Source organism: Fervidobacterium sp., assembly GCA_026419195.1.
Classification (GTDB): domain Bacteria; phylum Thermotogota; class Thermotogae; order Thermotogales; family Fervidobacteriaceae; genus Fervidobacterium.
Genome location: JANZZV010000010.1, coordinates 20552 through 32886, shown reverse-complemented (window position 1 = coordinate 32886; position 12335 = coordinate 20552). Strand labels below are relative to the sequence as shown.

General features: G+C 34.9%; 13 protein-coding genes. 1 reads left to right on the top strand and 12 read right to left on the bottom strand.

The genetic code is table 11. The annotated features are described in order from the left end of the window. Positions 1-178: 178 nt before the first annotated feature. A complete protein-coding gene (locus tag N2Z58_08005) occupies positions 179-1105 on the top strand; it encodes a DUF523 and DUF1722 domain-containing protein (GenBank protein ID MCX7654601.1) in 927 nt (308 codons plus the stop codon). 30 nt (positions 1106-1135) lie between these two features. On the opposite strand, the gene N2Z58_08000 is transcribed toward N2Z58_08005, so the two are convergent. The 12 genes from N2Z58_08000 to N2Z58_07945 form a co-directional block, all read right to left on the bottom strand. Next, a complete protein-coding gene (locus N2Z58_08000) occupies positions 1136-2341 on the bottom strand; it encodes a D-alanyl-D-alanine carboxypeptidase (protein MCX7654600.1) in 1206 nt (401 codons plus the stop codon). Then, positions 2310-3023 carry a biotin--[acetyl-CoA-carboxylase] ligase gene (locus N2Z58_07995; GenBank protein ID MCX7654599.1) on the bottom strand — a complete coding sequence of 238 codons (714 nt, stop codon included), beginning with the start codon at positions 3021-3023 and terminating at the stop codon, positions 2310-2312. Before N2Z58_07995 ends, N2Z58_08000 begins: the two co-directional genes overlap by 32 nt. Before the next feature lie 25 nt (positions 3024-3048). Further along, positions 3049-4479, bottom strand: coding sequence for a murein biosynthesis integral membrane protein MurJ (gene murJ, locus N2Z58_07990; GenBank protein ID MCX7654598.1), 1431 nt, complete (start codon positions 4477-4479; stop codon positions 3049-3051). Positions 4480-4499: 20 nt separating this feature from the next. Then, a complete protein-coding gene (gene rny, locus N2Z58_07985) occupies positions 4500-6053 on the bottom strand; it encodes a ribonuclease Y (GenBank protein ID MCX7654597.1) in 1554 nt (517 codons plus the stop codon). Then, entirely contained in the window at positions 6053-6508 is a 456-nt protein-coding gene (locus N2Z58_07980; GenBank protein ID MCX7654596.1) for a RecX family transcriptional regulator, read from the bottom strand. Before N2Z58_07980 ends, rny begins: the two co-directional genes overlap by 1 nt. Then, positions 6480-7553: a recombinase RecA gene (gene recA, locus N2Z58_07975; protein MCX7654595.1), complete on the bottom strand. Its 1074-nt coding sequence runs from the start codon at positions 7551-7553 to the stop codon at positions 6480-6482. Before recA ends, N2Z58_07980 begins: the two co-directional genes overlap by 29 nt. Further along, on the bottom strand, positions 7543-8115 hold the full coding sequence (gene thpR, locus N2Z58_07970) for an RNA 2',3'-cyclic phosphodiesterase (protein MCX7654594.1): 573 nt from the start codon (positions 8113-8115) through the stop codon (positions 7543-7545). The genes recA and thpR overlap by 11 nt, the downstream gene beginning before the upstream one ends. Positions 8116-8143: 28 nt before the next feature. Beyond that, entirely contained in the window at positions 8144-8707 is a 564-nt protein-coding gene (pgsA, locus tag N2Z58_07965) for a CDP-diacylglycerol--glycerol-3-phosphate 3-phosphatidyltransferase (GenBank protein ID MCX7654593.1), read from the bottom strand. Beyond that, entirely contained in the window at positions 8700-9986 is a 1287-nt protein-coding gene (gene rimO, locus N2Z58_07960) for a 30S ribosomal protein S12 methylthiotransferase RimO (protein ID MCX7654592.1), read from the bottom strand. Before rimO ends, pgsA begins: the two co-directional genes overlap by 8 nt. A 62-nt stretch (positions 9987-10048) precedes the next feature. Beyond that, entirely contained in the window at positions 10049-10609 is a 561-nt protein-coding gene (locus N2Z58_07955) for a DUF4416 family protein (protein ID MCX7654591.1), read from the bottom strand. Beyond that, positions 10597-10899 carry a hypothetical protein gene (locus tag N2Z58_07950; GenBank protein ID MCX7654590.1) on the bottom strand — a complete coding sequence of 101 codons (303 nt, stop codon included), beginning with the start codon at positions 10897-10899 and terminating at the stop codon, positions 10597-10599. The genes N2Z58_07955 and N2Z58_07950 overlap by 13 nt, the downstream gene beginning before the upstream one ends. 709 nt (positions 10900-11608) lie before the next feature. Further along, positions 11609-12328, bottom strand: a complete 720-nt coding sequence (locus N2Z58_07945) for a Mut7-C ubiquitin/RNAse domain-containing protein (GenBank protein ID MCX7654589.1) — start codon at positions 12326-12328, stop codon at positions 11609-11611. Between the last annotated feature and the right edge of the window lie 7 nt (positions 12329-12335).

The window sequence follows — 12335 nt, the reverse complement described above, 5'->3', positions numbered from 1 at the left end:
GCTTTTCTTTTATACGGTGCCCAAAGTCAATCAACTTTACCATAACCTATAACAGAGTTGTTTAAAATTTGATTGTCAAACTTCTTTACTAAGACCAAATCTATATTATATCACATAATGTTTATGATATAATCAAGAATATATATGAATTTTTACTCTCCAGACAAGGAGGGATTTTATGGAGTTTGCAAAGCCAAAGTTAGTTGTCAGCAGATGTTTTTTTGAGCATACACGTTACGATGGTGGAATGATTTCAAGTGATATCGTTAAGCAACTTGAAAAGTACTGTGATATTACAAGGATATGCCCAGAGGTTGAGATAGGTTTACCTATACCTCGTGAACCTATTGATGTATTTCTTATAAACGGACAATACCATTTGATGAACAAATCTCAAAGTATGGATTTAACAGAAAAAATGATATATTTTTCCAGGAATTTTGCTATGAGGATTAAAAATGAAAAGATCGATGGAATGATATTAAAGGCAAAATCCCCATCATGTGGATTGAACGATGCAAAGCTTTACGGACCTAATGGTAGGATTATATCAAAAACCGCGGGGCTTTTTGCAAAAACTATGATTGAACAACTAACTGATCTAGCAATTGAAAGTGAGATGAGATTGACAAACGATAGGATAAGATTTGAGTTCCTAACATTTATTTTTACACTTGCAAGTTTTAGAAAAGTTAGAACTAAGAGGCATTTAATAGAATTTCACTCAATAAACAAGTTTCTATTGCTCACAAAAAACGAGAAAATTATGAGGGAAATGGGAAAATTAGTTGCGCAAAAAAGATTTAATAATGCTTTGCTTGAGGAGTACAAAGCATTATTAATTAAAGCTCTAAGAACGTCTTTTAGGTCTTCTAAGGTTATAAATACCCTGCTACACATCTATGGATATTTTAAGGAAAAAATAACGAGCCACGAAAAATCCTTTTTCATGGAATTGATAGAAGATTATAAGAACAAGATCGTTAATTTACAGACTTTAGTTTCGATTATAAAATCTTGGGCTTTAAGATATAATGTGGAGTACATACTGATGCAAACCTTTTTAGAACCTTATCCGAAGGATCTTGAAAAAATCAAAGAATAGTCTATTTGATAAATACCCATCGGTAATGGTTTAATAATTGTTCCATACAAATCTCAGTATCTCATCTTGATAGGCCATAACAGTATAAGTTGGTACTATGAAATTATTTACCATAATACAAAATGCTACTTTCCTGCCGGTTTTTGTTATCATAACACCAGCGATGTTTGATACTCGTTGAAGTGTTCCTGTTTTACCATAGACAGTGATATCTCTCAATCTATTTTGTAAAGTTCCATCTTTTCCAGATATTGAGAATGTGGAGATATATCCATCTAATCCGCCATGATTTCGGTAAGCATATGTTATTGTTGAGGTTACCATGTATGGTGTTACTACATTGTACGTAGAAAGTCCGCAACCATCAGTCAGTTTAAAGTGATAGTATTCCCCAAAAAGTTTTTTGTAGAAATCATTTACAACCTTCGATGAGTTAGTTATACTACCAAGATTATAGACACGTAATCCCAAGGTTCTAAAAATTTGCTCAGCATAAGAATTACTACTTAATTTATTAGCTACTTCTAAAAGATTTTTCAGCGGGGCAGACTTAACAACTATGAATTCACGATAATTTGCTGGAAGTTTACCAACTTTTCCACTGCCGGAAACTTTTATCCCATAACTTTGCAATATTTTTATTACGTTTGCTGCGTAATTAAGTGCTACTGCGTTTTTATCTCTTGGATCAAATAAGTTAGAATATTCTTTTAGTACTAACGAATCTATACTTGGATTTTTGTAGTCCCACTCCCAACCTATTCCCCATCTTTCGTCAGAAAAAAATGAATTGTCTACTATCACATCGCCTTGTATTTCTTTCACTCCCTCGGTTACAAACTTTCTGAGGTTATTTTTTAATATGTCTATACTCATCGATGGATCACCATTGCCTTTTATAACAATGTCACCCTTTAATATAGAAGATACGTTTCCATTGTTCCCGTTTGGAATGTAGACGGTTGTTGTGTATCTAAAATCAGGTCCAAGAATTTCATAAGCTACCAGTGTTGTAAAAATTTTTGTCAACGAAGCGGGAACAAATAGATTATGTTCATTCTGTTTGAATAATACTGTACCATTTTCCACGTCTTGAAAATAGATACCAACAAAACTTCCTTGAGGTGCTTTAAAATTAATTAATTCGTATATATCCTGGGAAAACAAAACAATGTGAAAAAATAAAATATTCGCAATGAGTATATTAACCAACAATCTTTTGAACACTTTGTACACCAATTACTCCACCACCTATATCTACATACAATGTATCGTCAGAGATTTTTATAACTACTCCTTCAATTATTTCACTATCATTTTTTATTTTTATTTTGTCCCCTTCGCTTGGTGTAAGGTATTTTTTCCAAAGCTTTGTTATATTTTCTGTCTCGTTTCTGTAGCTTATTAATAAATTCCAAGCATGTTTGTTGATTTCATCCAAAAGGTAAGTAATTTTAACTTTCTTTTTTAATATATCTTTTAAGGCTATCGCGATGTCTTTTAATTCTTCTGGAATGTCGTTGTTTACGTTCATTCCAATTCCTACGACAATGGCAATAACCCTATTGTTGGACAAAACAGACTCTGAGAGTATGCCACATAATTTCTTTCCATTGTAGTAAATATCGTTAGGCCACTTTATATAGGCTTTTACCCTTATTTTCCTAAGTACTTCTACTATAGCTATAGAGAATATTTTGGTGTAAACATGTAAATTTAAGTGTATCTTGGGTTTAAACAACACTGAATACCATAAACCACCCTCGGGAGAGTACCAACTTCGACCCATACGTCCTTTTCCCGCTGTTTGTTTTATAGCAACAACTACCGCTCCATCATGAAAAGATTTGTAGTTTTTTTTCAAAAATTCATTTGTACTATCGACTTCGTAAAGTACTTCTATCTCTTCACCTATCATCTCATCGCTCTCCTTCTTTAAGTCGTTATCTTCTTTTGAGAAATTCCTTCAACCTTTCTCTGAAAAAAAATGCTGAAATCAAAATGTAAATTGTTCCTCCAAATAACGTAGAAACTATTGCCCATATCCTTCTGTTTGAAATGGTCGAGAAATAATAGGTTGCTATTCCCATGAGTATTGAAGAGATGATTATGTACAAATCTTCAAATTCGAATAGTTTTTTATTTTTCTCTTTGAAATAGAGGTAACCAAATCCAACTATACCTGCAACACTTGTTGCAAAGGATACACCAACAGGGCCAAATTTAAGACCAACGATTAAATCAAGTATTACATTGACCAAAGCCACTATAACTGTTGCTTTTAATGGGGTTTTCATATCTTTAACCGCATGTCTTGCTCTTGCCATAGTTGAGTAGATTCCGTAAAAAGGTAAACCAACAACGTAGGCAATTAAAACGTAAGCAGTCATCTGCGTGTCTTTTGAAGTAAACTGACCGTATTCGTAAAATAATCTGATAATAGGCTTTGCCAAAACTACAAGTCCAACTGCTGCTGGAACAGTAAAAAATATAGTTGACGTTATACCTTTTCTTAAGTGAACTACGTAATTTTCTCTGTCGTTAGCAATTGTGGAAAGTATAACTGTTGCTACGGCAACTCCAAACAACCCATAGGGCAGCATGTAAAATCTCGAAGCGTATTGAAGATATGAGACTCCTCCACCTTGTCCTTGACTGTAGTAAGAAACAACATTTGTATCAACTATACTGTTTATCTGCGAAACAGACATGGCTAAGAAACTTGGCCAAAAATATTTTAGAAATTCTTTCGTGTGTTTGAATGTTAAGCTCAATTTATGCCTTTTCAATGGATATGCAAGAGCAAGAAACGCTGCAAGTTCACCAATTAAGAATCCCCATGTAGGGCTGTAGATGCTAACACCTGGCATTATTAAGAATATTATCAATACAATGTTTGGAATTATCGGTGTTAGCGCTGGGTAAAAAAACTTACCTCTTGTGTTTTCGATTGAATATGTTATCGCCCACCAAAAGATGAATAGAATAGATGGAGCTGTTATGCGTACAAGTGTGCGTATCAGTTCTTTGGTCTTTGGTGCTGCTCCTGAACTGAATAAAAAAATTACAATGTCAGGAAAAACGAAAACAATCAGTACGATAATCAACAAAACTATTGTAAAACTTGTTAGTACAGAAGAAAGAAATTCATCTTTATCTTTTGATTCGGAATACAAAGGTATGAAAGCAGAGGTCATAGCTCCTTCACCAAAAACCCTTCTCAAAAAAAACGGGAAAAGTATAGCAACAAAATACGCATCAGCTTGCCAGGAAGTGCCGAATTTCGATGCCATAAGCATATCTCTGACAAGCCCTAGAAGCCTTGAGAGCAGTGTTGCTACAGCAAAAGCCAAGCTACTTACAAGAACACTCATGATAGCCTCCAAGTTATGCTTTATTTTGCGTAAGATACTGATCGTTTTTCCCTAATAACAACAACTTTTAGAACACCAGGATATTGCAATTCATTTTCAATTCTGACTGCGATATCATGTGCGAGTCTTTCTATGGTTGCATCGTCGGTTTTATCTGGTTGTACTATGACTCTAATTTCCCTTCCAGCTTGAATCGCATACGCATTTTCAACATATTTGTAACTCTTTGCAATTTCTTCAAGTTTCATCAAACGCTTGATGTAGTTTTCAATGTCTTCTCGTCTGGCACCAGGTCTCGCAGCCGATATGGCATCAGCAGCGGTTACAATAGCAGCCTCAGGTGTTATAGGTTCTTCCTGACCATGATGAGCCATAACCATGTTAATTATTTCGTCAGACTCGCCGTATCTTTTTAGTATCTCTGCACCTATATCTGTATGTGAACCTTCAACCTCGTGATCAATCGCTTTACCTATATCATGTAGCAGCCCCCCACGTTTCGCTTTATCAACATTTAACCCAAGCTCAGCTGCTAAAAGACCAGCGATTTGAGCAACTTCCACTGAATGAGCAAGTACATTCTGTCCGTAACTTGTTCTAAATTTAAGTCTACCAAGAAGCTTTATAATCTCTGGATGCAGTCCACCAACACCAACGGTTATAACAGCTTCTTGACCCGCTTCTTTGATCTCCCTTTCCACTTCAATTTTGGCCTTTTCATACATTTCTTCTATTCTGGCTGGATGTATTCTTCCATCTTGAACCAATTTTTCTATTGTACGTCTTGCTATTTCCCTTCTTAAAGGATTAAATGAACTTAATGTTACCATCTCAGGGGTATCGTCGATTATCAAGTCAACACCTGTAATTTTTTCAAAAGTTCTGATGTTTCTCCCTTCTCTACCTATAAGCCTACCCTTCATATCATCATTTGGAAGTGCGACAGTGCTTATTGTGACTTCTCCAGTGTATTCTGGTGCATATCTTTGTATAGCGTCCGCAATCACTTTTTTTGCATATTTATCGGCTTCATCTTCATAACGCGTTTTTATTTGAACAAATATCTTTGCTATCTCATGTTCATACTTTTCCCTTGCTTCTTGCAAAACTATCTCTCTTGCTTGTTCGTGGGTAATACCCGCAAGTTCAATGAACTTTTTCTCAATTTCTTTTGCTTTTTCCTCCAACTCTTTGACTTTTGAATCAAGTTCTATCTTCAAGTTTTCAACATAACTCTCTCTTTTATCAATTAACTCTTCACGTTTACTAAGCATTTCTTCCCTTTTAAGAATTCTTTCTTCAAGTTGTTTGATTTCTTCTTCCCTTCTTTTTCTTTCTTTCTCAATTTCCTCTCTAATTTGATGTGCCTCTTCCCGAGCTTCAATTATTGCTTTTTTCCTTATTTCTGTTGCCTCTTTTTCTGCGTTTTTGATGATACTTTCAGCATCTTGTTTAGCCGCTTTTAGCTTTATTTCAATATTTTCCTGTGCTCTCTTTCTTCCGATAGTAAGACCATAAAATGCTCCTATTGCAATTCCTATGACAAACATAATTATGTATATAATTATCTCCATTACCATTCACCTCCAAATCCATGTCTGTATAGCTTTTCCCTTTTTTTGTGTTCATCAAGGCCTTCTGTAAGTTTTCTTATAATTTCATTGATGTCTACTTCACTTAGTACTTTCTTGATAGCATCTTCTATTAAATAATCATCAATGTGAAGTTGTTTTAGCTCATATTTTATTCGATAAGGACCTTTGTACCTTATCACAAGGCTATCGTAGGCGTACAGATAAGCAAACTTTTCGTCGTCTATGAAACCACTCTTTTTTAACTTTGTAATTGTCTCAGAAATGACTTCTTCAGAAAAACCATATTGCTTGAGTTTATTTTTAACTTCCCACTCAGATCTTGCCCTAAACTTTATAAATCTTAGTGCAATCTGAACAGGATCTTTGAATTTTTTACTGCCATTTTCAAAACGAATCGATTTAAAATCATTTCTTTGCCGCTGTTTTCTGTGCATCTCGCTCATCGTTCTTTTCTGATTGCTGATTTTCACGTTTTGGCATATACTTTTCTCTTATTCTTTGTTCAATCTCATCAGCTATTTCACCATGTTCCATAAGATAGGCAACGGCGTTCGACTTTCCCTGCCCAAGTGAGTGTTCCTTTCCACTTAAATCCTCGTATGTGAACCAACTTCCTCTTCTATCAATAAAACCTTCGTTCACAGCTATGTTGAAAAGCTCGTTCTCCCTCACAATTCCTTTACCATAAATTATATCAACAGTTGCGGTTCTGAACGGTGGCGCAACTTTGTTCTTTACAAACTTGATTGTTACTTCATTACCAATATTTTCGTTACCTTCAACGATTTTTCCCGAAGATCTTACCTCCATTCTCATAGTTGCATAAAACTTAAGTGCAACACCACCAGTTGTAGTCTCCGGATTCCCATACATCACGCCTATTTTCATACGTGTCTGATTAATAAAAATTACAACAGCCTTTGATTTACTGACGTTACCTGCCAACTTTCTTAAGGCTTGCGACATAAGCCTCGCTTGCAACCCAATCTGAGCATCACCCATTGCACCCTCTATTTCTGCTCTTGGTACAAGCGCTGCAACAGAATCGACGACAATAAGATCTACGGCATTACTCCTAACGAGCTCATCAACTATATCAAGTGCTTGCTCACCATAATCTGGTTGAGAAACAAGTAATTCCGAAAGATTTATTCCAAGATTCCTGGCATAGTTCAAATCAAGTGCATGCTCTGCATCTACAAAAGCAGCAATTCCACCAAGTTTTTGGATGGATGCTATAGCGTGTAATGCTATGGTTGTTTTACCACTTGATTCAGGTCCGTAGATTTCTATTACTCTTCCTCTTGGATAACCTCCAACACCGGATGCTATGTCAATTGCAAGTGAACCGCTTGGAATGACATCAATTGTTTGAATTAAACTCTCTTCACCGAGTACCATTATGGAACCTTTACCATAAGCTTTCTCTATTTTGCTTATAGCTTTCTTTAATACATCTTTTTTCATTTCATCTGACATTTTTAACCAAACCTCCTTCAAATTTTGATTTATAAATCCATCTGTAAATAGGACCTTGTGGTGTTAGTGTGGAACTGTAAATAGTAAAACCATCTACCACGAGAGTTACCTTTGGAACCTCGATCTCACAAGCAAATTTTTCCCAGTTATCTGGGTATTCTTTAACCCTTCCAAGCGTTACGTGTGGTATGAAATTACCTTGTTCGTCGTATTTAAATTTGTGTTTGTTAAGCTCGGATTTCATTTCAAGGAACATCTTTTGTAAAGACTTAGTAGGTTCGAGTTTTAAAAACAAAACCCTTGGGGAATTTCTAAACTTAAAATACCCAAATCCATTCAATGATGTACTAAAAGAAGGAAAACCTTGCATCCTCTTATGAAGAGACTGTGCCATTGAATCAACAGACCTTTCCTCCATTTCCCCCATAAAAAACAATGTCAAATGTAAATTTTCCAGTTTCGTCCAAGTTGCTTTAAATCCAGCCGACTGCAGTTTTTCTATAACCTCTTGCGCAATCTCTCTTATTTCTTGATTTACATCAATGGCGATAAACGTTCGCACAGCTATCCCTCCGATAACATTTCTTGTTTCAATTATTCAAATAATCCCTATTCTGGTACATGTATATAACTCCAGATAGCACTGTGGTGATCGCTACAGCATAAACAAATACAGTGTTTATAAGATCTAATTGGGAGAATCCCAAGATCTCTATGTATAATCCTATCGAAAGAACCATCTGCAATATAGTTTTTAATTTTCCAAAGAAATTGGCAGCTATAACACTACCATGATCTGATGCCAACATACGTACTATACTTACAATTGTATCTCTAAAAATAATCAAAACCACAAGCCAACCCGGCACATATCCAAACTCCACAAAAACTACTAGGACAGAAGTTATAAGAATCTTATCACTCATTTGATCAAGTACTTTCCCCAAATTCGTTACTTGCTTTGTTTTCCTCGCTATATATCCGTCGAAATAATCGCTCAAAGCTGACAATAAAAACAAGACAAAAGCAGCCATGAACATCCTACTGTACATTAAAAATACAATGATAATTGTCGATAATATCCTTAACCAACTTATCGTGTTTGGAACATTAAAAACAACATTACGACTTGGAGTGTTTTTTTCTTTATTCAACAATTTCACCTTCCAAATCATAAGTATCTGCTTCAGTGACTTTTACTTTCACAAACCTATTTGTGCCATTTCCTTTTGCGAAAACATTTCCGTCAATCTCAGGTGCATCCATATAACCTCTTCCAATCAACACACCGTTTGCTTCTTCTTCAATAAGTACATCTATAATTTTACCAACAAGTCGTTGGTTTCTCATAAAAGATATTTCGGCTTGCACTTCCATAAGAGTATCAAGCCTTTTTTGTGCAACTTTTAGAGAAACTTTGTCTGGTAGATTATAAGATGCCGCATCTTCTTCATCAGAATAAACAAAGGCTCCAAGTTTGTCGAATTCAACGGACCTTATAAACTCCAGTAATTGTTCAAAGTCCTCTTTCTTTTCTCCCGGAAATCCAACAATGATAGAGGTTCTTAAAACAGCTTCCGGATAAAGTTGTCTTATTTTATCAAAAAGTTCTTCCAGTTCCCTTGTTCCTTTGTTTCGTCCCATGAGCTTGAGTATTTTATCACTGCCATGTTGAACTGGTATATCAAAATACTTAAGAACTTTTTTTGGTGCAAAACCTTCTATGATCTCATCCGTTACATGATCTGGGTGCATGTACATTACCCTAATCCAAAAGTTTCCTTCCAAATTGCTTAACCTATTGAGCAATTCTGGTAACATTTGTTTTCCATAAATATCCACACCATACCCTGTTGTATCTTGTGCAACAAGAACTACCTCTTTTTTTCCATTTGAAATAAGGTAGCGTACCTCACTTTCAATATCTTCGATCTTCCTGCTCACAAAACCTCCCTTGAACTTCGGTATAGTACAAAAAGTGCAAGCCCTATCACAACCATCAGCAATCTTCACATATGCATAAGGAATTTCATCATCTTCCCTACCTTCAAAATCGTAAATTGCAATGGGATCTGTGATGTACTTTTTAGTTTTCTCAAGTCTTTCAGCAAGCAACTTAGGTGGAATAACCCCAAACCAGCCATCAACCTCAGGTATTTCTAATGGTAATTCTTTTGGATATCTTTGTACCAAACAACCCGTTACAAACACCTTGAATCCTGGCTTACGTTTTTTACGCTCAACAAACTCAAGAATAGTATCAATAGATTCTTGCTTGGCATCGATTATAAAACCACATGTATCAATAACAACACCATCAGCTTCGTCTAAGTCGTCGACAATTTCGTATCCTATACTTTTTAGATGGTATTTGACAAGAGAAAAATCTGCCTCGTTTTTTGGACATCCAAGTACAACTATATATAGCTTCAAACATTCCACCAACCTTCCAAAAGTCATAATTAACTTTTAGGTACTCTCGATTATCTGATACGCTAACGAATATTTGTTTTTACTTTTGACAAAAATCTTTTTCTTTTTTCCAAATACAAATCTCTTATCTTACTTAACTGCGTTTTGTAGGTATCTTCTTTGTAGTTTGGATAAGTGAAATCGTAGTCTTTCCATTTTCCATTAATATACATAAGCGTTGGTTCTGCATATATACCATGACCGATATATATTCTGTGTGGCCACATCTTTGTAGTTGCAAGCACAAATTGCATATGGTGTATGTAACCTGGATCAAGATTAAATTTTCTTTTCCCATCAACTGAATATCTTTGCTCTATCTCGTTAGTCTTAATCTTTATCATAGCAAGCATCGAAGGATGTATAAGGTTCTCAAAACTAACAAGCTTGCCAGTTATACCCGATCCCATTTCCTCGTTGTAATAAAGCGTGTATTTCTCAAACTCAAGTTCACCACTTACATAATCAATCGGACCAAAGTTTTTAATAAGCTCATCTTTTATTCGTTCGAACCAATATTCAAGATGTGAAGAAAACATAAATATAACAAGATTGACCGGTTCAACTAACCTTATTTCTCCCATATAACTTCCACCTCGAAACGTGGTAGTTTTACCACTTTTGTTTTTCCATTGAACAACCTCAAAACAGAGGCACCAATTACAGTGTATTTACCAGGCTTTAATTCGATTTCTTTCTCAAATCTTTCACCATTTAGAATAAAACTTCCATACAAACCTTCAATAACAACCAAAGGTTCCGATTTCAGACGCTGCGTATACTTATATACCATAAAAAACATTATAACACTTACCAGTGTCATAATATAAAATAAAACTCTAATATTCATCTTCATATTTTCACACCTTTTCACACAATCCCCATTCGTAAACTCGAATCTTGAGCAAAACAACTTTTTTGTACACTAAGTATTATACAACAAAAACCAAATTTTGAACACATTTCAACTTTCGTTCAATTTTTTTCTAAAACATCCATAAATTCGCTGACTATTTTGACTAACTTTTTTAGTCGTAAATTGCATTAATACTTTATATAATATTTATTAATGTGGATACTATATACATTGGTATAGAAACTAAAATATCAATATATTGATATGTGGTAAATTCGTGGTAAGTTTGTGGTAAGTTTGTGGTAAGTTTTTTGAGTATTTTCACACAATATATGTGGTTTATAAAAGTTAGTCAACAATATCTATGTAGTTGAGATAGATTCTCAAAAAAATCAACTTACCAAACTTACCATTTGAGAAATAATTCACAAAGTTTTTCGAGATAGAATGTTCAAGAAGATATTTATTCACGATTGTTTAAGAAACTTACCACTCCAATTTAGGCTTAAACACTTATTCTTAGACAAAACTTACCACAGGTGGTAAGTTGTAACAAAAAGGTGGTAAGTTGTAATATTTGCTTTGTAACGCATGAATGCTAACTTTTTGTGTTACAAATAAGTAAACTTACCACTTTACCACCCTATAATAATAATAATAATATATACGATATAGTTATATACTATCGTTTAGTTTAAGGCAGCGTACAGGTGGTAAGTTGCAAAAGTTAGTCTGGTGGGAGCAGTGTATTAATGCGCTCTAACATATGCTTATGATGAGTTCCACTCCAGTAAACCTTACCACATTTGTCGCAAAGGGCAAAATTGTCATGTGTCTCAAAAACTCTTGGCGGAACCTTACCAACAACGTAATTTTTGTCAATTACCAACAAGTTTCCGTTGCATTCAATGCATCTTGTGAAAGGCTTTAACCAATTTTTCAAGCTGTATCTGTGGTAAACTTCTTTGAATTGTATCTCTGGAAAGTCACTGCGAACAATGTAACCAAATACAATATCTTTTCTCATCAAAAGCTTTCTATCACGAGTAAGTATTATTCCATTAACTCGCTTAGCTTTTTCAACAATTCCATCATCATCTATCATGCCAAATTCAGCATAGAGACCAAACATACGTAGTAGTCTTGCAAGTTTACCAAGGTGAATGTCAAGTACAAACTTTGGTTCACCTTGATAGACAGGTGTTAGTAAGAATTCCTTATCAATAAGCAAAGAGTGAGGATAGATACAGTAAAAATCTCCATTCTCGACTATTTTGGAAAAGTCAACAAAACGCTTGTTTAAAGTAATAAAAGCAACCTCGGTGTGTGGCACACCGAGGCGTTCAATACAGTCCTTTATCGTTTGATTTATCCCTGGATCAAATTGGAAAAGATATTTTCCGTTTGTTAATTCACACAAGGAACCAAATAGCCTCAAGGTTATCATGAAACCA